The organism is Amycolatopsis arida, assembly GCF_900115565.1.
Classification (GTDB): Bacteria; Actinomycetota; Actinomycetes; order Mycobacteriales; family Pseudonocardiaceae; genus Yuhushiella; species Yuhushiella arida.
Genome location: NZ_FOWW01000013.1, coordinates 58,402 through 82,943 on the forward strand (window position 1 = coordinate 58,402; position 24,542 = coordinate 82,943).

27 protein-coding genes are annotated in these 24,542 nt (G+C 71.2%); 17 read left to right on the top strand and 10 right to left on the bottom strand.

What is annotated here, in order from left to right; translation table 11 throughout:
• Nucleotides 1-47: 47 nt before the first annotated feature.
• The 5 genes from BM051_RS26555 to BM051_RS26575 all read left to right on the top strand — a co-directional run bounded on the left by BM051_RS26555 (nucleotide 48) and on the right by BM051_RS26575 (nucleotide 5,229).
• A complete protein-coding gene (locus BM051_RS26555; protein ID WP_134046386.1) occupies nucleotides 48-356 on the top strand; it encodes a hypothetical protein in 309 nt (102 codons plus the stop codon).
• On the top strand, nucleotides 346-798 hold the full coding sequence (locus tag BM051_RS26560) for an ester cyclase (protein WP_092536281.1): 453 nt from the start codon (nucleotides 346-348) through the stop codon (nucleotides 796-798). The genes BM051_RS26555 and BM051_RS26560 overlap by 11 nt, the downstream gene beginning before the upstream one ends.
• A 95-nt stretch (nucleotides 799-893) precedes the next feature.
• Entirely contained in the window at nucleotides 894-1,325 is a 432-nt protein-coding gene (locus tag BM051_RS26565) for a Fur family transcriptional regulator (RefSeq protein ID WP_092536284.1), read from the top strand.
• A gap of 32 nt (nucleotides 1,326-1,357) precedes the next feature.
• Nucleotides 1,358-3,592, top strand: coding sequence for a catalase/peroxidase HPI (gene katG, locus BM051_RS26570; protein ID WP_092536287.1), 2,235 nt, complete (start codon nucleotides 1,358-1,360; stop codon nucleotides 3,590-3,592).
• Nucleotides 3,593-3,810: 218 nt separating this feature from the next.
• Entirely contained in the window at nucleotides 3,811-5,229 is a 1,419-nt protein-coding gene (locus BM051_RS26575) for a S28 family serine protease (protein WP_092536290.1), read from the top strand.
• Nucleotides 5,230-5,268: 39 nt separating this feature from the next.
• On the opposite strand, the gene BM051_RS26580 is transcribed toward BM051_RS26575, so the two are convergent.
• The 3 genes from BM051_RS26580 to BM051_RS26590 all read right to left on the bottom strand — a co-directional run bounded on the left by BM051_RS26580 (nucleotide 5,269) and on the right by BM051_RS26590 (nucleotide 7,011).
• Entirely contained in the window at nucleotides 5,269-6,102 is an 834-nt protein-coding gene (locus tag BM051_RS26580; protein ID WP_092536293.1) for an alpha/beta fold hydrolase, read from the bottom strand.
• Nucleotides 6,099-6,518 (bottom strand): helix-turn-helix domain-containing protein, encoded by a 420-nt coding sequence (locus BM051_RS26585; protein WP_092536296.1) that lies wholly within the window; start codon nucleotides 6,516-6,518, stop codon nucleotides 6,099-6,101. The genes BM051_RS26580 and BM051_RS26585 overlap by 4 nt, the downstream gene beginning before the upstream one ends.
• A gap of 256 nt (nucleotides 6,519-6,774) precedes the next feature.
• On the bottom strand, nucleotides 6,775-7,011 hold the full coding sequence (locus tag BM051_RS26590) for an SHOCT domain-containing protein (RefSeq protein WP_092536299.1): 237 nt from the start codon (nucleotides 7,009-7,011) through the stop codon (nucleotides 6,775-6,777).
• A 65-nt stretch (nucleotides 7,012-7,076) separates the two neighbouring features.
• Between BM051_RS26590 and BM051_RS26595 the strand changes: the two genes are divergently transcribed.
• The gene (locus tag BM051_RS26595) at nucleotides 7,077-7,901 is read left to right on the top strand and encodes a thioredoxin-like domain-containing protein (RefSeq protein ID WP_092536302.1); all 825 of its coding nucleotides are present in this window, start codon (nucleotides 7,077-7,079) and stop codon (nucleotides 7,899-7,901) included.
• Entirely contained in the window at nucleotides 7,898-8,590 is a 693-nt protein-coding gene (locus tag BM051_RS26600) for a DUF305 domain-containing protein (RefSeq protein WP_092536305.1), read from the top strand. Before BM051_RS26595 ends, BM051_RS26600 begins: the two co-directional genes overlap by 4 nt.
• 318 nt (nucleotides 8,591-8,908) lie before the next feature.
• Here the strand turns inward: BM051_RS26600 and BM051_RS26605 are convergent, their stop codons facing one another.
• The 4 genes from BM051_RS26605 to BM051_RS26620 all read right to left on the bottom strand — a co-directional run bounded on the left by BM051_RS26605 (nucleotide 8,909) and on the right by BM051_RS26620 (nucleotide 11,286).
• Nucleotides 8,909-9,361, bottom strand: coding sequence for a GNAT family N-acetyltransferase (locus BM051_RS26605; protein WP_092536308.1), 453 nt, complete (start codon nucleotides 9,359-9,361; stop codon nucleotides 8,909-8,911).
• Nucleotides 9,362-9,461: 100 nt separating this feature from the next.
• Complete coding sequence (locus BM051_RS26610; RefSeq protein WP_092536311.1) at nucleotides 9,462-10,259, bottom strand: ATP-binding protein; 798 nt, start codon at nucleotides 10,257-10,259, stop codon at nucleotides 9,462-9,464.
• A 32-nt stretch (nucleotides 10,260-10,291) separates the two neighbouring features.
• On the bottom strand, nucleotides 10,292-10,621 hold the full coding sequence (locus BM051_RS26615; RefSeq protein WP_134046388.1) for a hypothetical protein: 330 nt from the start codon (nucleotides 10,619-10,621) through the stop codon (nucleotides 10,292-10,294).
• Between the two features lie 356 nt (nucleotides 10,622-10,977).
• Nucleotides 10,978-11,286 (bottom strand): DUF1707 SHOCT-like domain-containing protein, encoded by a 309-nt coding sequence (locus BM051_RS26620; protein WP_092536317.1) that lies wholly within the window; start codon nucleotides 11,284-11,286, stop codon nucleotides 10,978-10,980.
• Nucleotides 11,287-11,487: 201 nt separating this feature from the next.
• Between BM051_RS26620 and BM051_RS26625 the strand changes: the two genes are divergently transcribed.
• Complete coding sequence (locus tag BM051_RS26625) at nucleotides 11,488-11,859, top strand: BlaI/MecI/CopY family transcriptional regulator (RefSeq protein ID WP_092536320.1); 372 nt, start codon at nucleotides 11,488-11,490, stop codon at nucleotides 11,857-11,859.
• Complete coding sequence (locus BM051_RS26630) at nucleotides 11,856-12,875, top strand: M56 family metallopeptidase (RefSeq protein WP_092536323.1); 1,020 nt, start codon at nucleotides 11,856-11,858, stop codon at nucleotides 12,873-12,875. Before BM051_RS26625 ends, BM051_RS26630 begins: the two co-directional genes overlap by 4 nt.
• A gap of 17 nt (nucleotides 12,876-12,892) precedes the next feature.
• Here the strand turns inward: BM051_RS26630 and BM051_RS26635 are convergent, their stop codons facing one another.
• A complete protein-coding gene (locus tag BM051_RS26635; protein WP_166677862.1) occupies nucleotides 12,893-13,327 on the bottom strand; it encodes a DUF2752 domain-containing protein in 435 nt (144 codons plus the stop codon).
• A 139-nt stretch (nucleotides 13,328-13,466) separates the two neighbouring features.
• Nucleotides 13,467-14,408 carry a LysR family transcriptional regulator gene (locus tag BM051_RS26640; RefSeq protein ID WP_092536329.1) on the bottom strand — a complete coding sequence of 314 codons (942 nt, stop codon included), beginning with the start codon at nucleotides 14,406-14,408 and terminating at the stop codon, nucleotides 13,467-13,469.
• A 112-nt stretch (nucleotides 14,409-14,520) separates the two neighbouring features.
• Here BM051_RS26640 and BM051_RS26645 point away from each other — a divergent pair, with 112 nt between their 5' ends.
• The 7 genes from BM051_RS26645 to BM051_RS26670 all read left to right on the top strand — a co-directional run bounded on the left by BM051_RS26645 (nucleotide 14,521) and on the right by BM051_RS26670 (nucleotide 21,779).
• Nucleotides 14,521-15,642 (top strand): FAD-dependent monooxygenase, encoded by a 1,122-nt coding sequence (locus BM051_RS26645; RefSeq protein ID WP_092536332.1) that lies wholly within the window; start codon nucleotides 14,521-14,523, stop codon nucleotides 15,640-15,642.
• A 17-nt stretch (nucleotides 15,643-15,659) separates the two neighbouring features.
• The gene (locus tag BM051_RS26650) at nucleotides 15,660-16,598 is read left to right on the top strand and encodes a VOC family protein (protein ID WP_092536335.1); all 939 of its coding nucleotides are present in this window, start codon (nucleotides 15,660-15,662) and stop codon (nucleotides 16,596-16,598) included.
• A 10-nt stretch (nucleotides 16,599-16,608) separates the two neighbouring features.
• Nucleotides 16,609-17,574 (top strand): fumarylacetoacetate hydrolase family protein, encoded by a 966-nt coding sequence (locus tag BM051_RS26655; RefSeq protein ID WP_092536338.1) that lies wholly within the window; start codon nucleotides 16,609-16,611, stop codon nucleotides 17,572-17,574.
• Nucleotides 17,571-17,717, top strand: coding sequence for a hypothetical protein (locus tag BM051_RS29285; protein ID WP_166677863.1), 147 nt, complete (start codon nucleotides 17,571-17,573; stop codon nucleotides 17,715-17,717). The genes BM051_RS26655 and BM051_RS29285 overlap by 4 nt, the downstream gene beginning before the upstream one ends.
• Nucleotides 17,718-17,732: 15 nt before the next feature.
• Nucleotides 17,733-18,962 carry an alpha/beta hydrolase family protein gene (locus tag BM051_RS26660; RefSeq protein WP_092536341.1) on the top strand — a complete coding sequence of 410 codons (1,230 nt, stop codon included), beginning with the start codon at nucleotides 17,733-17,735 and terminating at the stop codon, nucleotides 18,960-18,962.
• The gene (locus BM051_RS26665; protein WP_092536344.1) at nucleotides 18,959-19,933 is read left to right on the top strand and encodes a cyclase family protein; all 975 of its coding nucleotides are present in this window, start codon (nucleotides 18,959-18,961) and stop codon (nucleotides 19,931-19,933) included. The genes BM051_RS26660 and BM051_RS26665 overlap by 4 nt, the downstream gene beginning before the upstream one ends.
• A 568-nt stretch (nucleotides 19,934-20,501) precedes the next feature.
• On the top strand, nucleotides 20,502-21,779 hold the full coding sequence (locus BM051_RS26670) for an MFS transporter (protein ID WP_208326033.1): 1,278 nt from the start codon (nucleotides 20,502-20,504) through the stop codon (nucleotides 21,777-21,779).
• 239 nt (nucleotides 21,780-22,018) lie between these two features.
• Here BM051_RS26670 and BM051_RS30755 read toward each other — a convergent pair whose 3' ends face one another.
• A complete protein-coding gene (locus BM051_RS30755; RefSeq protein ID WP_424923316.1) occupies nucleotides 22,019-23,134 on the bottom strand; it encodes a class I SAM-dependent methyltransferase in 1,116 nt (371 codons plus the stop codon).
• A gap of 344 nt (nucleotides 23,135-23,478) precedes the next feature.
• Between BM051_RS30755 and BM051_RS26685 the strand changes: the two genes are divergently transcribed.
• Entirely contained in the window at nucleotides 23,479-24,537 is a 1,059-nt protein-coding gene (locus BM051_RS26685; RefSeq protein WP_092536350.1) for a fatty acid desaturase family protein, read from the top strand.
• Nucleotides 24,538-24,542 lie beyond the last annotated feature (5 nt).

The window sequence follows — 24,542 nt, forward strand, 5'->3', positions numbered from 1 at the left end:
CACGTGGCGTTGGCCGGGTGGGCGGCCCTGCACCCTCCTCCTTCACGGTGGTCCTGGCGAACTTCGGTCCGGCCAACGAGCACCTCGTCCGTGACTTCGCCGCCTGCGCGGCCACCTTCGGCCTGGGACTGCTGCTCGGCTGGCGGGTGCCGCGGTGGCGGACCTTCGCGCTGGTCATGGCCGCGCTGTGGAACGGCTTCCACGCGCTCGGGCACCTCTACGACATCGGTGAGGCCGAGCCCGCGATCGTCGGCCCGATCGAGGCCGGCGCGCTGATCGCCATGACCGCCCTGCTTGGCTGGCTCGCCCGAGCCAGCGCCCGCCACGCACCGAAAGGGACGCCCGATGACCGATGACGGCCGCCTCGCCAGCCTCGCCGAGCGCTACGGCGCGGCGTGGAACGCCCACGACCTCGACGCGATCATGGCGCTGCACACCGAGCGCACCACCTTCCGCCTGCACCTGCTCGGGGCACCCGACGTCGTCGGGAGGGACGCGGTCCGCGCCGCGTTCGCCGGGCTGCTCGGGGTGTGGCCGGACATCCACTTCCGCCCCGAGCGCCTGTCCTTCGGCGCGGGCCTCGTCGTGCACCAGTGCGTGATCTCCGGCACCCTCGCCGCGCCCATGCCGTTCGGCGCGTGGGTCGCCCAGCCCACCGGCGAACGAATCCAGTTCACCGGCGTCGACGTCATCACCGTCGCCGACGGCCTGGTGCACCGCAAGGACACCTACCTCGACATCGCCGCCGCCCAGCACCAACTCGGGTTGTTCGACGAGCCGGCCGCCGCCGCGGGGTGAGCGCGGCCGGGCACCGACGGCTCCTCGCGCTGGTGCGCCTCGGCGCCGACGACGAAAACTTGATTCATTCCAGAAAATAGGGCAGACTGTCGGACGTGCCCACGACTACCGACTTCGAGCGCATGTTGCGTGGGGTGGCTCTCCGCGTGACCCGCCCTCGGCTGGCGGTGCTGTCCGCGGTGCACGACCATCCGCACGCGGACACGGACTCGATCATCCGTGCCGTGCGCGTGAATCTCGGTGAGGTGTCCCACCAGGCCGTCTACGACGTGCTGCGCGCGCTCACCACCGCGGGTCTGCTACGGCGCATCCAACCGCCGGGCTCCGTGGCGCGCTACGAGTCGCGGGTGGGGGACAACCACCACCACCTCGTGTGCCGGTCGTGTGGTGCCATCGTCGACGTCGACTGCGCCGTCGGCGAGGCGCCGTGCCTCGCCGCGTCGGACCACCACGGCTACGTGATCGACGAGGCCGAGGTCATCTACTGGGGCCTGTGTCCCGACTGCTCCACCGTGTCCAGTTCCTGAACGAAAGCCCGAACCCGTCCGAAGGGATCTCCATGTCCGAGAACAACGAAGGTGCCGCCACGGGCGGCTGCCCGGTCGCGCACGGCAACCGGCTGCCGCACCCGACCCAGGGGATCGGCAACACGCACTGGTGGCCGAACCGGCTCAACCTGAAGATCCTCGCCAAGAACCAGCCGGTGAGCAACCCGATGGACGAGGACTTCGACTACGCCGAGGCGTTCAACAGCCTCGACCTGCCGGCCGTGAAGCAGGACATCGCGGAGGTGCTGACGACGTCGCAGGACTGGTGGCCCGCCGACTTCGGCCACTACGGCCCGCTGATGATCCGCATGGCGTGGCACAGCGCGGGGACCTACCGGGTGAGTGACGGCCGCGGTGGCGCGGGCGCCGGCCAGCAGCGGTTCGCTCCGCTGAACAGCTGGCCGGACAACGTGAGCCTGGACAAGGCCCGCCGGTTGCTGTGGCCGGTCAAGAAGAAGTACGGCAAGAACCTCTCGTGGGCCGACCTGATGGTGCTGGCCGGCAACGTCGCCCTGGAGTCGATGGGCTTCGAGACCTTCGGCTTCGCCGGTGGCCGGGAGGACGGCTGGGAGCCCGAGGACGACGTCTACTGGGGCCCCGAGACCACCTGGCTGGGGAGCGACCTGCGCATCTCGGGCGGCGAGAAGCGGGTCCTGGAGAACCCGCTCGGCGCGACCCACATGGGGCTGATCTACGTGAACCCGGAGGGCCCCGAGGGCAAGCCGGACCCCCTCGCCGCCGCTCGCGACATCCGCGAGACCTTCGGCCGGATGGCGATGAACGACGAGGAGACCGTCGCGCTGATCGCGGGTGGGCATACCTTCGGCAAGACCCACGGTGCGGCTCCCGACTCCCACCTCGGCGCCGACCCGGAGGCCGCTCCGCTCGAGGCGCAGGGTCTGGGTTGGGCGAGCAGCTTCGGTACCGGCAAGGGCGCCGACACCATCACCAGTGGCCTGGAGGTCACCTGGACCAGCACGCCGACGCGGTGGAGCAACGGCTTCTTCGAGAACCTGTTCGGCTACGAGTGGGAGCTGTACCAGGGTCCGGGCGGCGGCTGGCAGTGGAAGCCGAAGGACGGCGTGGGTGAGGGCACCGTCCCGCACGCCCACGATTCGTCGAAGCGGATTGCGCCGAACATGCTCACCACGGACCTCGCGCTCAGGGTCGACCCTATCTATGAGCCGATCGCCCGGCGCTTCATGGAGAACCCGGACGAGTTCGCGGACGCCTTCGCCCGCGCATGGTTCAAGTTGACCCACCGCGACATGGGGCCGATCCAGCGTTACCTTGGCCCCGAGGTGCCGAGCGAGACGCTGATCTGGCAGGACCCGGTTCCCGCGGTGGATCACGAGCTCGTCGACGCCGGGGACATCGCGAGCCTCAAGCGCCAGATCCTCGACTCGGGCCTGTCGGTGTCCGAGCTGGTGTCGACGGCGTGGGCGGCGGCCTCGTCGTTCCGCGGCAGCGACAAGCGGGGTGGTGCCAACGGTGCGCGGATCCGGCTGGAGCCGCAGCGGAGCTGGGAGGTCAACAATCCCGCCCAGCTGGCGAAGGTTCTGCGCACGCTGGAGGGCGTCCAGGAGTCGTTCAACTCCGGACAGGGCGGCGACAAGAAGGTCTCGCTCGCCGACCTGATCGTTCTCGCCGGGTGCGCGGGTGTCGAGCAGGCCGCGCGGAACGCGGGCCTCGACCTCGAGGTGCCGTTCACGCCGGGGCGCACGGACGCGTCCGAGGAGCAGACCGACGTGGAGTCGTTCTCGCACCTGGAGCCTTCCGCTGACGGGTTTCGTAACTATGTCGGGAAGGCCGCCCCGCTGCCGGCGGAGTACATGCTCATCGACAGGGCGAACCTGCTCACGCTGAGCGCGCCGGAGATGACGGTGCTCGTTGGTGGGCTGCGGGCGCTGGGCACGAACTATGACAGCTCCTCGCTCGGTGTGCTCACTGACAGGCCCGGGTCGTTGACCAACGACTTCTTCGTGAACCTGCTCGACATGGGCACGGAGTGGAAGCCGACGGCGGGGTCGGACTCGGAGGCGGAGACTTTCGAGGGTCGCGATCGCGGCACCGGCGAACTCAGGTGGACCGGCAGCCGCGTCGACCTCGTCTTCGGCGCGAACTCCGAGCTCCGTGCGCTGGCGGAGGTCTACGCCTGCGATGACGCGCGGGAGAAGTTCGTGCGCGACTTCGTGGCCGCGTGGGACAAGGTTATGAACCTCGACCGGTTCGACCTGCACCGCTGATCCCGATGTCCGGGTCGGCCGCCCGCCGCGGCCGGCCCGGACACTCCGTTCGGCGGGATGTGATCCCGGTCGGCGCGGGGTAACCTGCCGGGCAGCCTTCACCGACTCTCGTCTTCCCCTGTGCGGGTCCAGCCCTGTTGGCGGCTGGCCCGCGTGAGGAACGGACGGGACGTCGCGGAGCCGCTCGGATCACCGGGTGCGACAGGAGAGGACACGGCGTGCCCTTCCCCCGACGACGAACGGTCGCCTCCGGTGTGGTCGTCACGCTGATCGCGGGCCTGACCGCGGTCTGGGCGCCCGCGCCGGCTTCGGGCGAGGCCGGCGCCGACATCCGCGCGCGGCTGGAGCGGATCGAGGGCCTCACGGTGGTGTCGGAGTCGCCGACCCCGCCGCCGGGCTACCGGTTCTTCGTCCTGTCCTTCCGGCAACCGACCGACCACCGCGACCCCGCCGCCGGCACCTTCGAGCAGCGCTTCCAACTCCTGCACCGGTCGGTCGACCGGCCCATGGTGCTGCACACCACCGGCTACGGCATGCCGGAGCGGGCGTTCCGCTCCGAGCCGGCGCGGCTGGTCGATGGCAACCAGATCTCCACCGAGCAGCGGTTCTTCACCCCGTCGCGACCGGAGCCGGCGAACTGGGAGCATCTCACCATCTGGCAGGCGGCCACGGACCACCATCGCATCGTGCGCGCGCTGAAACGGGTCTACCGCGAGCCGTGGATCTCCACCGGCGCCAGCAAGGGCGGCATGACCTCCGTCTACCACCGCCGGTTCTACCCCCACGACGTCGCCGGTGTCGCCGCCTACGTGGCGCCGAACGACCGGATCAACCCGGCCGACCACGCCTACGACCGGTTCTTCGATCGCGTCGGCGGCGATCCCGCGTGCCGGCGGGCGCTCGCGGACGTGCAGCGGGAGGCCCTCCGGCGCCGGCCGGAGCTCGTGGAGCGGTACCAGGCGTGGGCGGCCGCGGAGAACCGGACCTTCCACCAGGTCCTGGGCACCGTCGACAAAGCGTTCGAGATGACGGTGCTGGATCTGGTTTGGGCGTTCTGGCAGTACGGCACCGAGGCCGACTGCGCCACCGTTCCGGCCATCACCGCCACCACCGACGCGATCTACGAGTTCGTCGACCGCGTGGTCGACTGGTCCTTCTACACCGATCAGGGCGTGCTGCCCTACGCGCCGTACTACTACCAGGCGGCGACCCAACTCGGCGCGCCCTCGCTGCGCTTCCGGCACCTGCGGCACCTGATGCACTACCCACCGAGCTTCTACGGGCCCAACTCGAACCTCCCGCCCCGGCTCCGCCGCCACCACGACCCGTGGCCGATGATCGACGTCGACACCTGGGTCCGCACCCGGTCCAGCCGGATGCTGTTCGTCTACGGTGCCAACGACCCGTGGGGCGCGGAGCCGTTCGTCCCGAGCCGGCACGACTCCTACCGTTTCACCGCGCCGGGCGCGAATCACGGTGCCGACATCTCCGCCCTGCCGCCCGGTGAACGTGACCGGGCCACCGCCGCCCTCCTCCGCTGGGCCGACGTGGATTCCCAGCCGGCCACCGCCCGCTCGGCCCCGACGGAGCTCGACGAGGCCGAGCGGGAGCTGCGCCGCGAACGAAGGCCACGGTAGCGCGGGGACAGCGGGAGGCGGGTGGGGCCGCCGCCGATGCTAGGCGCGCAGGAACTCCAGGATCGGCTGGGTCTGGCCGATGATGGCGTGGCCGACGTCGGGCAGCACGGTCACGCTCGCGTGCGGCACGCTGCGGTTCACACGCTCGGCCGTGTCGTAGGAGTCGAACATCGCGTCGCGCCCGCCGACGATCACCAGCACCGGCATGGTCAGCCTTCGCAGGGCGTCGTCGGGGAACACGGGCAGCCGGTCCCGGCGGGGCAGGAAGTGCGTGAACGTCTGCTCGAGGTACTCGGCGACCTCCGGTGTCGCCCTGGTGTCGACGCCCGCGACCGCCTTGATCGAGCGGCGGGTGCCCCACCGCCCGAACGGCTTGTACAGCAGGACCTTGAGGAGGAACCCGATCTTCTGGCGGCCGACGCCACCCGGGCACAGCAGCGCGAGCTTCTCGACTCGATCCGGTTGCCGTGTCGCGTAGTCGAGCGCCAGCCACCCGCCGAGTGATGCCCCGACGACCGCGGCGCGGTCGAGCCCGAGGTGGTCCAGAACGTCGTCCAGCCACCGGGCGTAGGCAGGGGAATCCAGCGGCGGGCGCGCGGGCGCGGAGAGTCCCGGTTCGCCGATCATGTCGACGGCGTGGACGCGGAAGTGCTGGGCCCATGCCGGAACGTCGCCCATCCACATCGTCGCGTTCGAGCCCGATCCGTGGAACAGCAGGAGCGGCGGCGCGTCACGGGGGCCGCACACGAGGACGAACGTGTCGCCCTCACGGGTCGGGACGCGGAGACGCTCGGCCGGGACGGGCCAGTGCACGAGGGTGTGCTCGTAGCGGCGCAGGATCTCCCGCTCGCCGGCCTCGGTCTTGTAGATCACGACTCGAGCACCGCCTGCGCGTACTCGAGGAGCTGCCTGGTGTCGGCCAGGCCGCCAATGATGATGATCTTCATTCGTGCCCTTTCCTCGTCATAGACCGTCTCCACCCGGAGCGGCTGGTCGCCAGGATGGCTGCGCACCGCGGTGAGCAGGGTGCTGACGCGGTGGGCCGTCTCCGGGGCGACCGCGTCGATCTCGACGACGCTCGACACGTCGACGTGCCGGTGTCGCCGAACGTCGGGTGGGTCCGTCACCGGTGCGCCGACGAACGCCTCGAGGTCCGCACGCATGATGCGGTACTGCTTCCCGATGCGGACCGCCCGCAGCCGCCCGTCGCGCACGTAGCCGCGCACGGTGCGCACGTGCAGCCCGAGCCGCTCGGCCACCTCTTCCGTCGAGTAGAGCGGGGTGGACATGTTGTTACCCTAACGGCCTCTTGTGGGCGCTTCGTAGGTAATTTTGGGTAACAACCAGGAGCAGTGGTTCGAGCGTGTCGCGGGGCGCGAAGCGCGCCACCGTGGCGATCGCGATGAACCGGACCGAGCGCTGAACAACCAAGACGATGGGTAGGACAGGAAGCCGAGGGCACGCTCGTGCATCCGGCCCTCAGTCGGTTTTGACGGCGACGGCGGGGTGATCTCGAAGCGGGAATCCCTGGCCGGCTCGGAGGCGTCAGCCGCCGAGGTCGTCCAGTCGGCGCAGGTACTCGTCCCGGTCGAGCTGGCCCGCGGCGTAGCGTCGGCGCAGCTCGGCCCGCGCGGGGTCCTCGAGCGGTGCTGCCGGCCGGTTGGTCAGCGAGCGCACGAGCCAGACGATGCCGAGCACGGCCAGGGTGAGCACCGCCAGCCCCACCAGGCCCCAGAGCAGCATCCACCAGCCCATGCCCATCATCCCGTCCATCACGGCCATCGCCTCCCGCGCAGTGCTCCAGTGGGTCCGTTCACCCGCCTACCCACCCCACTCGCGTCAATCCTATGCTACTAAGGAGGTTAGGTATCAGGTGGAGGTGTGTCGTGGGACGTGGTGCCAGGGGCCGGCAGCGGCGGAGTGCGTCGGTGGTGGCGAGCAGGCCCAAGCCGTGGGGCACGATCGCCGCGGTCGGGGTGGTCGTGCTGCTCGCCGCGGTGGTGTTCGGCTATGTCTACGTGCGAGCGGCCGAGAACCGGGAGCTGGCGGCGGCGTTGGAGCCGTTCACGCCCACCGAGGCCAACCCCGATCCCTCGACCGGCATCCCCGGCGTGGTGGTGCGGGAGTTCGAGGGCGCCAACCACGTGGGCGCCTGGCAGCGGGTGGCCTACGACGCGACCCCGCCGTTCGGTGGGCCGCACGACCAGTCGTGGGCGGCGTGCGACGGCGTGGTCTACGACGAGGCGATCCGGGTGGAGAACGTGGTCCACTCGTTGGAGCACGGCGCGGTGTGGATCGCCTACCACCCGGACGAGGTGACCGGCGCCGACCTCGACGCCCTGCGCGACCGGGTGCGGGGCGAGAACTACCTGCTGATGTCACCGGTGCCCACGCTCGACGCGCCGATCTCGCTGCAGTCGTGGGGGCATCAGCTGAAGCTGGACAGCGCCAGGGACGAGCGCATCGACCAGTTCATCGCGGCGTTGCGCACCAATCGCTTCACCCACCCGGAGGTGGGCGCGACCTGCGGCGAGCTGGGCCCCGGCCGGTTCGACCGGGACAACCCGCCCCCCTTCGACCCCACCCCGCCCGGGCCCGACGCCCTGCCGATGACCGGCGCCGGCGCCGGCCAGGACATGCCCGGCGCACCGGCGGGCGAGGGCACCCGATGAGCGGCCCGAGTACCACCACGCTCGTGCCGGAGGCCGGGCCAGCCGCGAGGTCTCCGCGGTGGGTGCGCCTGCTGCTGCTGGCCGGCGCCCTGGCCGCGGCGGTACTCGTGGGCGGCACCGGTGGCCTCCTGCTCGCCGACCACCCCCGCGCCGCCGGCCCGCGGCCCAACGCCGTCGACGTCGGCTTCGCCCAGGACATGACCGTGCACCACCGCCAGGCGGTGACGATGGCGGGCTGGGCGCGCGACCACAGCGACGACCCGGCGATCCGGCAGCTGGCCTTCGACATCGAGCTCGGCCAGACCGAGCAGATCGGGCGCATGCAGGGCTGGCTCGGCTTGTGGTCCCGCGCCGCCATGCCACCCGACGAGCCCATGCGGTGGATGCGCCACGACGACTACGCCCGGCACGCGGCCCCGGGCAGGACCATGCCCGGCATGGCCACCCCCGCCGAGCTCGACCGGCTCCGCTCCCTGTCCGGACCCGAGCTGGACGTCTACTTCCTGCAACTGATGATCCGCCACCACCAGGGCGGCGTGCCGATGCTGCACGCCGCGACCGGCGGCGCCGCTCTCGGCGAGGTCCGCAACCTCGCCCAGCAAATGCTCACCGCCCAGACCGCCGAGACCCGGGCGATGACCGCGATGCTCACCGAACGCGACGCGACTCCGCTCCCGCCGCCCGGCTAGACCCCGTCGCGTGCCGGTTGTCTTTGCCGGGACTTTCTGGCCCCACTTGTCCGCCTAGTCTTGGCCCCAGCAGGGCGTGGAGCGGTGTGGGTTTGGTGCCCGGTGAATGCGGATGTCCGGCGGGGTTGGCCCCACCCTGGATAGGTGAAGTTTGCGGGGGCCTCGCGTGGGCTGGCAGGTGCGTCAGGTGGGACCGGTTAGGTTGTGTGGGCCGGGTGCCCACGGATCCGCCCCCGACAGGGTGGTCCGCCGTGGGCAGCCCGCCCTTTCATGTTTGACCAGGGGCTGCTGGTTCCAACGTGTTGATGGCAGTGTGCGTCAGTCGAGGAATCGCTCGGCGACTACCTGGCCGTGGAACGTTTGTCTGGTCGGAGTGAAGCCCAGCCGGAGGTAGAACTGTTCGGGCCCGTGCGGCTGCGGGACCCAGAGGACGGTGACTCGGGTTTGGCCGCGGCGACGTGCCTCGGCACAGAGTTGTTCGACGGCGAACCGTCCGTATCCGGCGCCTTGGCGGCCGGCTGCGATGTTGAGCCGCCAGATCCCACATCGGAAGAAGTCAACCGGGCTGTCGGGATCAAAGCCTCCCATGATGAAACCGACAAGGTGTTCACCGTCATAAACCAGTCGTGGCCATGCGGATCCAGGTTGGGTGTAGGCCTCGGGGAGAGAGACCGCGACGGGTGCGACGACCTCCTCTTGCTCTGGTTCGACCTTCAGCGCGCAGGCGTCCAGAACATTGTCGGTTGTGACCAGTTCCAGTCGAAGACTCATGGATCGACCTTGGTGGACCACGAACTGCATTGTCCAAGCGGGAATGGGCGAGGTCACAAACTTTCGCCGGGAAAAGCGTGAGCAGCTGGCCTTTGTGTGTTCAGGCCTGGTCGCGGAGCCGGGCTTGGGTGCCGTGGACGCGGTAGGACTGGCTGCCGGTCTCGATGATGTTGGCCTTGAACGTCATCCAGTCGACAATCGCGCGGCTGAACCGCTGGTCGGTGAAGGTTTTCGGCCACTCGGAGAAGGGCGCGTTGGTCGCGATGGCGATGGCGCGGCGTTCGTCCCGGTCGGTGAACAGCTGGAACAGCAGCCTCGCGCCTGCCTTGTCCAGTTCGAGGTAGCCGAATTCGTCGAGGCAGAGCAGGTCAACGCGGTCGTAGCGGGCGTAGACCTTGGTCAGCTGTTTCTCGTCGGCGGCTTCGGAGAGCTCGTTGACCGAGTTCGCCGTGGTGATGTAGCGGACTTTCAGCCCGGCTTCGGCGATCGCGGTGCCGATCCTGACGAGCAGGTGGGTTTGCCGGTGCCGGAGTCGCCGATCAGGCAGAGCGGCTGCCCTGCGGCGACCCAGGCAGGTTCGGTGAGTGTGATGATGATCTCGGGGGGTGACGTTGGGGTTCGCGCTGAAGTCGAAGTCCTCGATCCGCTTGGAGCGTCGGAACTTGGCCTCGCGGACCAGTCGGGTGCGGCGTCGTTCGTCGCGGTGGTCGACCTCGGCTTCGAGCAGTTCCAGCAGGAAGGTCCGGTAGGACGCCTGCTGGCGCATCGACGACTCGGCGATCTCGGCATAGCGGTCGCGGATCGTCGGCAGCGCCAGCGTGCGGCAGGCCTGATCCAGCATCGCGTCGAGACCGTCGACGCCGGGCGCGGTCTGCCCGGCGGGCAGGGTGGTGGTCATGCGGTGGTGCCTTTCTGGCGGCGGGTGAGCAGCTAGTCGTAGATCGCGAGCGACGGCAACGGACGTTCGTGCAGCTCCGGAGCCCGCGAGCGCAGGGAGATCACCTCAGGCCCGGCCGGCTCGCTGGGCGTGGGCATCAGCCTCGGGTCGGTGGTGTCGTCGGTGATGGCGGGCATGATCACGGTGTCGAGGCCCAGTTCGGTGCAGTCGGCGTCGTCGAGCAGCGGGTGGGCGTCGCGATGGGATTTCGCGGCCTTGCGGGACTCGATCGCAACTAGGTCCGGGCTGGTCGACCCGGCCTCCAGCGTCGCGGCGATCCCGGCGGCGACGAACTTGGCGTCCTGGTGACGGTGCTGCAGCAAGACCTCGATCAGCAGCCGGGTGCCGTCGCGGTCGCCGTGGGCTTTGCGTGCGGCTGCCCAGCGACACGACCGACGTGGGTTGCGGCGCACATCGTCGCGGGTCCATCCGGGTGATCAACGCCCTTCACACCATCGTGGGCGTGTCCACATCGGACAGCGTGGGGCCAAAACTCGGCGGACTTCCACGACCGGGGCCCGATCCCTCCGGACAGTCGGGGCAAGAAACCCCGGCAAGAACAGCCGGTCGGATGCTCGGACGCGGGTGCCCACCAGGTGCCCTGGGCGGCGGTGCTGGCGACCGCGCTCGCGCCGCACGGCGACGGGCGGTCCGGGCACCGTGACGGGTTGGGACGTGGTCAGTGGCAGAGTGTGGCGCCCATGGCCACGGGGGCTCCGAGGGCGAACAGGGCGAGGCCGAGCAACAGCACGACGCCCGCCAGCATCGGTGGGGACAGGAGACGGGCGTGCCGGAGCCACGGAGACGCGGGCCCGGGGAGATCGGCGGTCAGGGCGTCGAGCTCGGCGACCGTGCGCGCGCCGTAGGCGAGACCGGCGCGGTCGGCGAACTCGTCCAGGCTCAGCCGCCCGGTGCCGACCTCCCGCCGCAACACCGCCACCGTACGTTCCCGCTCGGCGTCGCTGGCGCGGATACCGGGATCGGCCATCGGCACACTCCTCACTCGGCGTGGGCAGGGAGCCCGGTGGGCATCAGCGCCTGCTGTCCGCGCTTCCGGGGCCGCGGACGGTCCTGAGTCAGCTCGACCTCCTGGTCCCACTCGCACACCAGGCTAATACTAGCCTCCTTAGGAGATTCGTGGGGTCGGTACGATGGCGGGCGTTGGTGTGTGGGAGGCGGACGGAGTCGGATGCGGCGGTTTGGTGAGCTCGAAGCGGCGATCATGGACGTGGTGTGGGCCGCCGAGGAGCGGGTCACGGTGCGCGAGGTGGTCGACGCGTTGCGGGCGAGTCGGTCTCCGGCGTACACGACGGTGCAGACGGTGATGGACATCCTGCACCGCAAGGGTTGGTTGGCGCGGGAGAAGGACGGTCGCGCCTACTCCTACTGGGCGTTGGCCTCCCGTGAGGACTATGCCACGCGGCTGATCGACGACGTGCTGTCCGAGACGCCGGACCGTGCGGCGGTGCTGGCGCGGTTCGTCTCCGAGATGGACCCGGCCGAGGTCGCGGAGCTGCGCCAGGCGCTGGGTGAGGTCACGGCGAAGCGGCGGCGGTCGTGATCGTCGCGTCGCTGCTGTTCGGTTACGCCGCGCTCGCGCTGGTCGCCGGTCCGGTGCTGCTGCGGCGGGCCGGCTGGTTGTCCCGTGCGCCCAGGTTGGGGATCGCCGCGTGGCTGGCGTGGTCGGGTTCGTTGCTGCTGGCGGTGTTGCTCGGCGCGCTGGTGCTGGCGGTGCCCACCGCGCTGGTCAGCCGTGGTCTCGGCGAGTTGCTGCGCGCGTGTGCCATGGCACTGCGGGCCTGGTACGCCACGCCGGGTGGCGCGGTGCTGGCCACCGCCGGGGTGCTGGTCGCCGTCGCCGTGCTGGCCCGGCTCGGCTACAGCGCCGCCACGGTGCTGGGCGGTGTGCGGCGGGAGCGGCGCCGGCATCACGACGCCCTCGCCCTGGTCGGCCGTCCCCATCCGGAGACGGGCAGCACGCTGGTCGAGCACGACCAGCCGGCGGCCTACTGCGTGCCCGGTCGGCCGCACCGGGTGGTGCTCACCACGGCGGCACTGCGCACCCTCGACGCGGCCCAGCTGGCCGGGGTGCTCGCGCACGAGCGCGCCCACCTGCGCGGGCGTCACCACCTGGTGCTCGGCGCGGTCAGCGCGGTCGAGCACGCCTTCCCGCTGCCTCCGCTGCGGACGGCCGCCCGCGAGGTGGGCCGGCTGGTGGAGATGCTCGCCGACGACCACGCCGGCCGCCACGCCGACCGGCTCGACCTCGCCGAGGCGCTGCTTGCGCTGGCCGGCTCGCCCGTCCCGGCGGCCGGGCTCGGCGCCTCCGGCAGCGCCGCGTCCGCCCGCGTCCGCCGCCTGCTCACCCCGTACCGGCCGCTGGGTCGGGCGCGGGGTGTGCTGGCTGGTGCGCTCACCGCGCTCGCGATCGCGTTGCCCGCCACCATCGCCGGGCAACCCGCGCTCGCCGCCCAGCACCTGCCCTACTGTCCGCCCGGCGAGTCCGCGCCCGCCGCACCGGGCTGCGCCGCCGCGGTCGGCCGTGGAGTGCTCGGGTCGGTGGACTGCCCGTCCTGAGCGACGTCGTTGACCGGTCAGGCCGGCCAGCCGGACAGCAGCAGCTCGGCGTGCAGCTGCTGGCGGACCGTCAGGGCGACCACCGCGAGCACGACGGCACCGAGCAGCACCCGCCGCCACGGGCGGGGCCACCGCACGTCCAGCCACCGACCGGTCACCAGGCCGACCGCGGCCCGGGTGAGCAGGGCGAGCGCCGCGGCCGCGAGCGGGAACACCGCCGGGTTGTACGCCGCCGCCGCACCAGGCCGCCCGGCCAGCAGGAGGTAGGTGGCCCGGGTTCCCCCGCAGAGCGGGTCCATGACGCCGACGTAGTGCAGCACCCCGTGCACGTCCACCGGCGGAACCCCGACGATCCGCAGCACCACCGCGCCCACGGCGAACACCACGGCGGCCGTCGTCCAGCCTCGAGCCCGGTCGCGGCCCGACCACGTCACCACGGTGCTCGCTGCCATCCCCGTCTCGGTGCCTCCCGGGTCGACATGTCCGATTTTCGAGCCTAGCGGGGCGTGGTGGACCCCGCGATGCGCGGATCGAGGGGTGCCCCGCCTGGCCGTCCCGTGGACCTTCCCGCGGAACGGTGGCGTTGACCGCTCAGGACCGTGCGCATCCATAGTGGTCGGTGACGGCGCGGCCGGCGTCGGTGAGGGCTCCGCGCAGCCAGGTATGGGCCGGGTCGGTGTCGTACAGGGGGTGCCACCAGAACGCCTCCTTCAGCGGGACGACGCCCCACGGGCACGGCAGGACCCGGATGCCGGCGGCGACCGCGAGCCGGCGGGCGAGCGAGGTCTGCAGCACGGCGACCCGTGAGGTTCCGCTGACGAGGAACGGGACCGCGAGAAAGCTCTCCACCACGATGTGGACGTTCGGCTCGATGCCGAGCATCTGCAGCTGCCGGACGGCCGGGGTGTACGCGGTCGGCCCGCGGTAGGTGGCCACCCACGGGAGGTTCGCGAGGTCGTCGAGCGTGGGCGCGTCGCCGACCACGTCGTTGTCCTCGGACACGACGCAGGACCAGGAGTCCTCGTAGAGGTCGATGGTCGGCAGGTCCGACAGGATGCCGTGCGGCATCACGATCCCGTCCACGGCGCGCAGCGTGTCCTCGATGTTGTCGACGGCCTGCGGCACGTTGTACTCGAACCGCAGGCGGACCTTCGGTGCCTGCCGCGCGACCAGCTCGGCCAGGTGCTCCCCGAGGACGGCCGCGCCGTAGTCGCTGACGATCAGGGTGAACTCGCGTTCGGCGACGGCCGGATCGAAGTCCGGCGCGGCGTCGAAGACCCGCTGGACGCCGACGAGCGCGGCCTTGGTCCGCCCGGCGAGCTGGGCGGCGAGCGCGGTGTGGTGGTAGCGATTCCCGCTGCGCTGCAGCAACTCGTCGCCGAAGTGCCGGCGCAGCCGCGCGAGCGCGGCGCTCATGCTGGGTTGGCTGACCCCCACCCGGTGCGCGGCGCGGGAGACGTTGCGCTCCTCCAGCAGCGCGTCCAGCGCGAGCAGCAGGTTCAGGTCCAGATTGCGCAGGCGGGCCACATCCATGGCAGAACTATAGCTGCTGTCTATAGCGACGATAGGAAATTGCCGGTTCCCCGATAGTGATCCGTGCCGCACTGTTGTCGCGTCACCTCCTCCACACCATCCGGAGCACGCCATGGCAACGCAGAACGTCCTCGTGGTCGGCGCCGGCGCCGCCGGGGCCGCCACCGCGATCCTCCTGGCGGAGGGAGGCCTGAATGTCGACCTCGTCGACGTCGAACCCAACGTCAGCACCAGGGGCTCGGGTGTCACCCTGCAGGGCAACGCCCTGCGCGTGCTGCGCCGGCTCGGCGTCTGGGAGCGGGCACGCGGCGAGGGCTTCGCCTTCGACACGCTCGGGCTGCGCGCACCCGACGGAACCCTGCTGGCCGAGTTCGACGACGTCCGCACGGGCGGTCCGGAGCTTCCGGCGACGCTGGGCATGCACCGGCCCACGCTCGCGCGGATCCTCGTCGAGCGCGCCGCCGAGGTGGGCGCCACGGTCCGCTTCGGCACGACGTGCGCGGTGCTGGCGCAGGACGGCGACGGCGTGGACGTGACCTTCGCGGACGGCACGACGGGCCGCTACGACCTGGTCGTGGGCGCCGACGGCGTGCGGTCCCGGACCCGCCACCAACTCGGCATCCAGCTGGAGACCCGGCGCACCGGCATGGGCATCTGGCGGGCCTTCACGCCGCGGCCGCCGAGCGTGACCCGGACCGACCTCTACTACCACGGACCCTGCTACATCGCCGGCTACTGCCCGACCGGCGAGGACTCCCTGTACGCGTACCTGGTCGAGGACGTGCGCGACCGCGGCACCCTCTCGCCGGACGAGGCGCTGAAGGCCATGCGCGAGCTCGCCGAGGCCTACCACGGTCCCTGGGACGACGTTCGGGACAACCTGACCGACTCCTCGGCGATCAACTACACCTGGTTCGAGGCGCACGTGCTCGACGCGCCGTGGAACCGCGGCCGGGTGGTGCTCATCGGCGACGCCGCGCACACCTGCCCGCCGACCCTCGCCCAGGGCGCGGCCCAGGCTCTCGAGGACGCCGCCGTGCTCGCCGAGCTGGTGCTGGCCGCGGGTGACGTGTCGGGCGAGCTGTGGGCCGAGTTCACCGAACGCCGCTTCGCGCGAGCCAGGACCGTCGTCGAGGCGTCCGTCCAGCTCGGACAGTGGCTGCTCGATCACGAGGAGGGTGACGTTCCCGGCCTGCTGGGCCGCATCTCCCAGATGGTCAGCGAACCCGCCTGAGAGGAAGGAGAACCACCATGACCGACCGGCTCATCACGCACCTGCGGCACCTCGACATCGCGGTGCCCGACTACGCCAGGCAGGTCGAGTTCTACACGAACCTGTGGGGACTCACCCCGATCGCCGCCGACTCCGGGATCACGTTCCTGGCCGCCGAGGGCTCGCCGGAGCAGTACGTGGTGCGGCTGCGCGAGGCCGAGGAGAAGCGGCTCGACCTGATCGCGTTCGGCGCGGCCGACCAGGAGTCCGTCGACGCGCTCGCGCACCGGCTCGGCACCGCCGGAGTGCGGCTGGTCAGCGAGCCAGGAAAGCTGCGGACCCCCGGCGGGGGCTACGGGTTCCGCTTCTTCGATGTCGACGGTCGGACGGTCGAGGTGTCGTGCGACGTCGCGGTGCGGCAGCACCGCAGGGTGGAGGAGAAGGAGGCCATCCCGGTCAAGCTGTCGCACGTCGTCATCAACTCCCCGGACCCGGAGCGGACCAGGGCGTTCTACGAGCGGCACCTCGCCTTCGCGCTGTCGGACACGCTGTTCCACCCGAAGCTCGGCGAGGCGATGTACTTCATGCGGTGCAACCCGCAGCACCACAGCCTCGCCGTCGCGCGCGGCCCGCACGTGTCGTTGCACCACGCCTCGTTCGAGATGCGCGGCATCGACGAGTACATGCGGGGCACCGGCCGGCTGCTCCGCGCGGGGGTGAAGAAGGTGTGGGGACCCGGGCGGCATCTCGCGGGCAACAACACCTTCAGCTACTTCCTGGACCCGCACGGCAACACGGTGGAGTACACCACCGAGCTGGAGCTGCTGGACGAGGACACCTGGCACCCGCACCTCTACGATTTCACCCAGCCGGAGGTATCCGACCAGTGGGGGACGGCCAATCCGATGGACGAGTTCGTGGCGGCCGAGTCGTTCAACGACCCCGACCGTGGCGTGTTCGTCGCCCCACCGGTGTGAGGAGGCCGAGGTGCGTTTCGTCACGGCCGAGTACCGGGGAGCCGCCGTGTGCGGTGTCCTCGATGGCGACGAATGGTGCCCGATCCCCGGCGGCGCCACGCTGCTGGATCTGCTGCGCTCCGGCTCGCTCCACTTGGCCGGGGACCGGGCGGCGCGTGGTGGGGTCCGCGTTCCCGTCGACGAGCTGCGGCTGCTCGCGCCGCTGGAGCCACCGTCCATTCGCGACTTCGTCGCCTTCGAGGAGCACGTCGAGGGTGTGCGGCGGTCGGTCGACGGTGCGGTCGGGGTGCCGCCCGAGTGGTACGCGGCACCGGCCTTCTACTTCAGCAACCCCTACGCCGTCACCGGGCCGCATGACGACATCCCGGTGCCGCCCGGCTGCCGGGTGCTCGACTTCGAGTTGGAGGTCGCCGCCGTCATCGGCCGTGCCGGCGGCGACCTGACCGCGGAGCGGGCCAGGGAGCACATCGCCGGGTACACGATCCTCAACGACTGGTCGGCCCGCGATCTGCAGGCACGCGAGACGAAGGTCGGCCTCGGCCCGGCCAAGGGCAAGGACTTCGCCACCACGCTCGGCCCGTGCCTGGTCACCGCCGACGAGCTGGAGCCCTACCGCGACGGCGACGGCTTCCTGGCGCTGGACCTTCGGGTGTCCGTCAACGGCGTCGAGGTGGGCCAGGATCTGCTGGCCAACATGGGCTGGCCGTTCGAGGAGTTGGTGGCGCACGCCTCGCGCGGCACCGTGGTGCGGCCCGGGGACGTGCTGGGCTCGGGCACCTGCGGCAACGGCGGCTGCCTCGCGGAGTGGTGGGGCCGCCACGGCGAGGCCGACCCACCGCCGCTGGAACCCGGTGACGTCGTCGAGATGACCGTGGAGGGCATCGGCACGATCCGCAACCGAATCGTGCCGGGGGTGGATCTCCCGCCCGTGCCGGCCGCGCGGGTGAGGCCACGTGACCGCGACTGCCGGACATGAGCCCCGGCCGCGCTGACCGGGCGCTTCCCGGTCACCTCCCCGGCGCGACGTTCGTCGCCGGCGCCGAGATCCCCGCGACCGACGGGATGGCCGCGCGCGGCGGAGACAAGTCGATCAGCGACGCCGCACGGTCGGACGTGTGAGCGGAAAGGACGAACATGTTCGAGTACTTCCCCGGAAACTACGTGTGGAACCTCGCGGTGGTCGCCACGTTGAACAGCGGCGGCCTCATCGACGAGGTCGACCGCGCCTGCCGGCCCATCCGCGAGGCCGCCGCGCGGGGCTCCGACGTGGGCACCGCGGAGTTCCTGCGCGCCTGGACCGACGTGGTCGACGACCTCGAGGCACAGGCCGTGGCCGACGAAAAGGCCGGGCACCCGCGCAGCGCGGGTCAGAAGTACCGCAGGGCCACCAACTACCTGCTCCAGGCCGAGCGGATGCAGAGCGCCCACGCTCCGGAGCGCCCGGCCGTCTACCGGCGCTGCCTCGATCTGCTGCGGCGCTCGCTCGAGCTCGCCGACCCCGCGACCACCAGGGTGGAGGTCCCGTTCGAGGGCACCACCCTGCCCGCCTACTTCACCGACGCCTCCACTGGAGGGCGGCCCGCGCCGTGCGTGGTGATGTGGAACGGGTTGGACAGCACGAAGGAGCACATGTACCTGTCGGGCTTCCCGCGCGAGCTGGCGGCGCGGGGTGTCTCGACGCTGATGGTGGACTGCCCGGGCAGCGGTGAGGCGCTGCGGATGGGCGGCCTGACCGCCCGCGTCGCGACCGAGGGCTGGGCCGCCGCGTGCGTGGACCACCTCGAGCGGCGGGACGACGTCGACGCGCGCCGGATCGGCATCGTCGGCTGGTCGCTCGGGGGCTACTACGCGCCGAGGGCCGCGGCCTTCGAGAAGCGCCTCGCGCTGTGCGTCGCCTGGGGTGCCAACCACGACTGGGGCGCGGTGCAGAAGCGCAGGCTCGAACGGGAGGGGGAGAACCCCGTTCCGCACTACTGGGACCACGTGCTGTGGGTCTGGGGCCAGCCCGACATCGACACGTTCATCGAGAAGGTCGAGGACGTCCACCTCGACGGTGTCGTCGACGAGATCACCGTGCCGTTCCTCGTCGTGCACGGCGAGAACGACCGGCAGATCCCGCTCGAGTACGCGTACCGTTCCTACGAGCGGGCCGTGCGCAGCCCCAAGCGCGACCTGCGGGTCTTCACCCGCGCGGAGGGCGGGGCGGAACACATCGGACTCGACCACCTGCCGCACGTCGGTGTGTTCATCGCCGACTGGATCACCGACACCTTCGCGGAGGGCCACGTGATCGACGATCGCGAGGCCCCCGAGCACGCGGACCGGCCGGGTGCGGGCGCCCCGCCGGCCACGGAGCTGCCATGACCGGGACGTTCGACCGCACCGACCCCGAGGGCGCCATCGCGGCGATGGCCGAGCGCTGCTCCAACTGGGGTCGCTGGGGCGCCGACGACGTGCGTGGCACCCTGAACTTCCTCGACGAGGCGAAGCGCCGCGACGCCGCGGGTCTCGTCCGGCGCGGGGTGGCGTTCTCGCTGTCACAGCCGTTCGACATGCACGGCCCGCAGAAGGGGTGGCGGCGCCGCACCAACCCCGTCCACACGATGCTCGACACGGGAACCGACGCGGCCGCGGGAGTCCAGGGCTTCCCGCACGGGATCGGCGGCGCCGACGACGTGATCAGCATGCCGCTGCAGTGCTCCACGCAGTGGGACGGGCTCGGGCACATCTTCGACCACGGGATCGCGTGGAACGGGCGCCCCGCGGGGGAGGTCGTGACCTCCCAGGGCGATCAGGTGACCGGCATCGAGACGGTGGCCGACGCCATCGCGGGCAGGGGAGTGCTGCTCGACGTCGGCCGCGCGTTCGGCGACGAGGGCGAGCTGCCCGACGGGTTCGCCATCACCGAGGAGCAGCTCACCGCGACCATCCGGCGCCAGGGGGAGACGTCCCGGGTGGGCCGAGGGGACATCGTGCTCGTGCGCACGGGACAGCTCACGCGGGCCCGGCGCGAAGGGTGGGGTGACTACGCCGGCGGCCCCGCGCCCGGCCTGTCCTTCACGACCGCGGGGTGGCTGCACCGCAGCGAGATCACCGCGATCGCCACCGACACCTGGGGCTTCGAGGTCCGGCCCAACGAGTTCGACGACGCCTTCCAGCCCCTGCACCAGGTCGCGATCCCCCACATCGGACTGTTCATCGGCGAGATGTGGGACCTGGACGCGCTCGCCACGAGCTGCAGCGCGGACGGGAGCTACGAGTTCTGGCTCACCGCGGCGCCACTGCGCGTCACGGGTGCCGTCGGCGCACCCGTCAACCCCATCGCCGTGACGTAGGGTGAGCGCCGCTGAGGGACTGCCAGTGAACGACGACGAGGGCAAGGGAAGCCGACACCGGACGCTGCGGCTCGTGGTGCTCATCGTCGCGGGAGTGATCCTCGGTCATGTGGGTCGCCGCGGCACTGTTCGAGCGTGATCCGGCGCTCGGAACGGACGATCTTCTCACCACGCTCGGGTCCCTGCGTTCGAGGTGAGCGCCCGCCGGCTCGAGCACGAGTTCGCCGCGCCGGTGCGGCACGGCGAAGTCGACTCAAACCTCCGCCGCCTCGAATACCCCATATCGGGCAGGGAGCCCGTTATCGGGCACCGCTCACCCGGTTCCGCACCGTGATCTCTGTGGACTACCCTGAATCTGGTCGGCCGGTCGTGCGCTCGTGACGGACGGAGCCGACGCCCGCGGTGAGCGTCCGGCGACGCCATCGCGCATGGGCGGCTCGCCGCCCTCGCCGCCCTCGCCGCCCTCGCCGCCCTCGCCGCCCTCGTGGCCGGCGATCCCCCCTCACACCCAGCGCACCCCTCGGGCCGCGCGAGCGGCCGCGCCCGAACGTCGAAAGGACACCGCGCCGTGCCCACCGGCACCGCCTCCGACGCCACCACCGTGCCGCCCGCCGCACCGGCCCGCGCGAACACGTCCCGGGCCGTGGCCGCGGCCGCCGTCGCGCTCGCCCTCACCGCACCCGGGCAGACCGCCGCGGTGTCGGTGTTCGTCGACCCGATCATCGACGACCTCGGTGTCTCCCGCTCCGCCGTCTCCACCGCCTACCTCGTCGGTTCGCTGGCGGGCACGTTCGTCATGCCCTTCCTCGGCCGCCTGATCGACCGCTTCGGACCCCGCCGGATCATGGCCGCCATCGCGGTCTGCTTCGGCGCGATCCTCGTCGCGGGCAGCCTCGCCACCGAGATCATCGGGCTCACCGCCGCCTTCGTCGGCATCCGGGTGGGCGGCCAGGGAGCGCTCAACCTGGTCGCCACCACCACGGTGGCCATCTACGTGCACCGCCGCCGCGGGTTCGCCATCGGGGTCAGCTCCGCGATCGGCACCGCGGGGATCTCCCTGGCCCCGGTGCTGCTGGAACGCCTCGTCGCCGCCTGGGACTGGCGGACGGTGTGGATCTGGGAAGGCGTCGCCGTCTGGGCCCTGGTGGTCCCGGCGGCGCTGCTGCTCCTGCCCCGCCGCCCGCCGGCTCGCCCGGAGACCACCGACACATCCGCCGAGCACCACGGTCCGCTGCCGCTGGTGGACTGGACCCTGGCCCAGGCCATGCGCACCGGCATGTTCTGGGCCGTGGCCGCCGGGGTCGCCGTCTGCGCGCTGGTCACCACCGGCCTCAACTTCCACCAGGTGTCCCTGCTCGGCGAGCGCGGCCTCACCCCCACCCAGGCCGCGGCGACGTTCCTCCCGCAGACCATCGCCGGACTGGTCGCCACCTTCGGCCTCGGCTGGTTGGCCGACCGCTTCTCCGACCGGGTGCTGATCGTGATCACCATGCTGCTGCTCGCCGCGGCCACCGCCGGGGCGGGCTGGGCCAGCCCCGGGCTGCCCGCCGTGCTCTACGGCGTCGCGCTCGGCGCCTGCGCCAACGGCATCCGCACCCTGGAGGCGGTCGCCTTCCCCCGCTGCTTCGGACTGCGCCACCTCGGCGCCATCCGCGGCGTGGTGCACTCCGTCACCGTCGGCGCCTCCGCCTTCGGCCCGCTGCTCGTCGCGCTCGGCCGCGCCTCCGCCACCAGCTACCGACCCGCCCTGCTGGCGCTCACCACGCTCCCACTCGCGGTCGTCCTCGCCGCCGCCCTGGTCCGCACCCCACCATCGGCACCACCCGCCCGGGAATCCGCGGCGTGACGTCGGCGCCGCGTCGACCGGCGGTCAGACTGATCCGGATCGGCTCGTCGGCGTCGTTGGTGAGGCTCCGGTGGCGTGCCCGCCGCGCCACCGGCCGTCATCGACCTGGTGAATGGACTGCCGTGCGCTGCCCGGCCCCGCCGGTTGCGGCAGTACGACCAGAACCAGCCCGGTCCTCGGCGAGCGCGCGGCTGCGCGCCATCAGCTCGGCCGGCGGCGCCCTGACCGCTGTTGTCCCGTCAGCTCGAACCTCTGCGTCCCACGAGATGGAAGACGCGGCTGAGTTGGCGGTAGGGGTCTCGTCGGCTGGCTTCGAGTTCGACTGCGGCCGTCGCCGCTACCTGCTGTGCATCGCTTGGGTCCAACTCGGCTCCGCTGAACTCGAGCCAGTCGACGAACAGCCATACCCCGTACCAGCACAGTGGCTCCACGCCACGGCTCCGGATGAGCTCGCTGAGTTCTTCCACCGTGTCGGCTCGGCTCGGCACTCCCAGCACGCCGATCCCGGTTCTGGCGTCGAAGGCCGCCAGGGCGTCGGCCCAGCGCCGTTCCAAGGCCGGGCGCACCGCCGTCGTCTTGGCGTTGCCCGTCATGATCGAGACGACGCCACCGGCGGCGGCGCACCGGCACAACTGGTTGACCAGCGGCCCCGGCTGCTCCTGGTATCCGAGCACGCCATGACACAACACGGCGGCGAAGCGTTGACCATTCACCGCGTCGTCGGCGTTCTCGCCGTCGGCCGGCAAGAGCGTCACCCGTCGCTGGACCTCGGCTGGCAGCCGCTGGAGTCGCTGTCGAGCTTTGTCCAGCATCGCCGACGACGGGTCGAGCAATGTTACGTCGTAGCCGGCCTGGGCCAGCGGAAACGATTGATGGCCCGCGCCGCCGCCGACATCGAGCACGGGCGCTGGAGGCGGTGGCAAATGCTCCAGCAGTTGCTGGTGCATTACATAGGTGCGCACGTACCCCTTCACTGAGGCATAGGCATCATCGGCGAATTGGTCAGCCAATCTGCCCCAGATGTCATCGCCCACCACACCAAGATACCAGTGGAATCGTTGTGGCTGGACGGACGGGCGGAATGGAACGGCGATGCCGATGATGGACGCCAGGGTGATCTGGGTGGCTCCAGCCCTGTGGCCGGCCTCGTGCAGATCGCGCGTTGACGTGCGGAAGAACGTCGTCGCCGCCTCCCGGTCCGAGGCGTGCCACGACGCGACGTCGATGGTGGCTTCCACCCCGGTCAGATCGCCCGCCGGGCACGGGCGCACGTGGCCGTGCGCCGACCACGCGGCACCGTCTCCCCGGCCGAGGCCCGTGCCGCGCTCCAGGCCTTGCCACGAGCGGCTCCCCATTCGCTGAGGAGGTGCCGTGGGAGCGGGGGCGCGTCGAGCGCACTGGGTCGAGCCGGTCGGTAACCGAGGTCGAGCACCGCCAGGGGACCTCCGACACCCCTGCTGGCGCGGTCATCGGTGCGCTACTGGTGGTCGTCGTCAGTGGGCGCGACGGCGATCGCACCGCGGGCCTGGGCGTTCGGCGACGCCCAGGGGTGAAGGCCGGCTGGTAGGCGCGGCGGAGCAGGCCGAGCGGGTTGGAGGACGGAACGGACGTTTGACTCGTTCCGTACCGGGAATCACCGGATCAGCGATGCCGACGTCATGAGAGACACGTTCCGTTTGGCGAGAGGGTTCTACCTGCGATGACCACTACTGAGGGCTCCCTGGCGCCACCATCGAGGGAGGGGCGGGGCGGTGACTTCACGGCACTGGTCCAGCTGGTCAAGCGCACGGGCCTGCTGCGCCGGCGCTATGGCTACTACGCGGTAAGGATCGCGGTCAACACCGTGCTGCTGGCCGCGGGCGTCGGCGCCTTCGTGTGGCTCGGCGACTCGTGGTGGCAACTGCTCACGGCCGCCTACCTCGCGGTGGTGCTCACCCAGTTCGCGTTCATCGGCCACGACGCCGGGCACCGGCAGATCTTCCGATCCCGTCGGCACAATGACCTGGTCGGCCTCCTGCACGGTGCGGTCACCGGAATCAGCTATCGATGGTGGGTTGGCAAACACAACCGGCACCACGCCAATCCCAACCACGAAGACGACGACCCCGACATCGAACTCCCTGCGCTCGCCTTCAGCCGGGAGCAGGCTCGCACCAAGCGCGGTGTGTACCGGTGGATAGCCCGTCATCAGGCGGCTCTGTTCTTCCCGCTGCTGCTCGCCGAGGCGGTGATGCTGCGCATCGCCAGCGTCCGCGCCGTCCTGCGCCGTGAGGTGGGCACCCCCTGGCTCGAGGCCGGGCTGTTGATCACCCACGTCACGGGTTACCTGGTCGCGGTGTTCCTCGTGCTGTCCCCGCTCAAGGCGATCATGTTCATCGTCGTGCACCAAGGGCTGATGGGTGTGTACCTGGGGTGTTCCTTCGCCCCGAATCACAAGGGCATGCCCATCCTGGCCAAGGACGAGAAGCTGGACTTCTTACGCAAGCAGGTCCTCACCTCCCGCAACGTCATCGGTGGCCGGTGGGTGGACTTCCTCCTCGGCGGCCTGAACTACCAGATCGAACACCACCTGTTCCCCAGCATGCCGCGACCCAACCTGCGCCGAGCACAGCCCCTTGTGCAGCGGTTCTGCGCTCGGCACGGCATCTCGTACAGCCAGTGCGGGCTGTTGGCCTCCTACGCCCAGGTCCTGCGCCACCTCTACGACGCGGGCGAACCCCTACGCGCGGCTACCCGTCGAGCACGGGCCCACTCCTGAACACC

Excerpts from the sequence above, each read along its gene's own strand:
- BM051_RS26560 (WP_092536281.1), top strand. The coding sequence starts at position 346 with ATGACCGATGACGGCCGCCTCGCCAGCCTCGCCGAGCGCTACGGCGCG.
- katG (WP_092536287.1), top strand. The coding sequence starts at position 1,358 with ATGTCCGAGAACAACGAAGGTGCCGCCACGGGCGGCTGCCCGGTCGCG.
- BM051_RS26585 (WP_092536296.1), bottom strand. The coding sequence starts at position 6,518 with ATGTCCACCCCGCTCTACTCGACGGAAGAGGTGGCCGAGCGGCTCGGG.
- BM051_RS26590 (WP_092536299.1), bottom strand. The coding sequence starts at position 7,011 with ATGGCCGTGATGGACGGGATGATGGGCATGGGCTGGTGGATGCTGCTC.
- BM051_RS26595 (WP_092536302.1), top strand. The coding sequence starts at position 7,077 with ATGCTACTAAGGAGGTTAGGTATCAGGTGGAGGTGTGTCGTGGGACGT.
- BM051_RS26600 (WP_092536305.1), top strand. The coding sequence starts at position 7,898 with ATGAGCGGCCCGAGTACCACCACGCTCGTGCCGGAGGCCGGGCCAGCC.
- BM051_RS26605 (WP_092536308.1), bottom strand. The coding sequence starts at position 9,361 with ATGAGTCTTCGACTGGAACTGGTCACAACCGACAATGTTCTGGACGCC.
- BM051_RS26610 (WP_092536311.1), bottom strand. The coding sequence starts at position 10,259 with ATGACCACCACCCTGCCCGCCGGGCAGACCGCGCCCGGCGTCGACGGT.
- BM051_RS26620 (WP_092536317.1), bottom strand. The coding sequence starts at position 11,286 with ATGGCCGATCCCGGTATCCGCGCCAGCGACGCCGAGCGGGAACGTACG.
- BM051_RS26625 (WP_092536320.1), top strand. The coding sequence starts at position 11,488 with ATGCGGCGGTTTGGTGAGCTCGAAGCGGCGATCATGGACGTGGTGTGG.
- BM051_RS26635 (WP_166677862.1), bottom strand. The coding sequence starts at position 13,327 with ATGGCAGCGAGCACCGTGGTGACGTGGTCGGGCCGCGACCGGGCTCGA.
- BM051_RS26640 (WP_092536329.1), bottom strand. The coding sequence starts at position 14,408 with ATGGATGTGGCCCGCCTGCGCAATCTGGACCTGAACCTGCTGCTCGCG.
- BM051_RS26645 (WP_092536332.1), top strand. The coding sequence starts at position 14,521 with ATGGCAACGCAGAACGTCCTCGTGGTCGGCGCCGGCGCCGCCGGGGCC.
- BM051_RS26650 (WP_092536335.1), top strand. The coding sequence starts at position 15,660 with ATGACCGACCGGCTCATCACGCACCTGCGGCACCTCGACATCGCGGTG.
- BM051_RS29285 (WP_166677863.1), top strand. The coding sequence starts at position 17,571 with ATGAGCCCCGGCCGCGCTGACCGGGCGCTTCCCGGTCACCTCCCCGGC.
- BM051_RS26660 (WP_092536341.1), top strand. The coding sequence starts at position 17,733 with ATGTTCGAGTACTTCCCCGGAAACTACGTGTGGAACCTCGCGGTGGTC.
- BM051_RS26665 (WP_092536344.1), top strand. The coding sequence starts at position 18,959 with ATGACCGGGACGTTCGACCGCACCGACCCCGAGGGCGCCATCGCGGCG.
- BM051_RS30755 (WP_424923316.1), bottom strand. The coding sequence starts at position 23,134 with ATGGGGAGCCGCTCGTGGCAAGGCCTGGAGCGCGGCACGGGCCTCGGC.
- BM051_RS26685 (WP_092536350.1), top strand. The coding sequence starts at position 23,479 with ATGACCACTACTGAGGGCTCCCTGGCGCCACCATCGAGGGAGGGGCGG.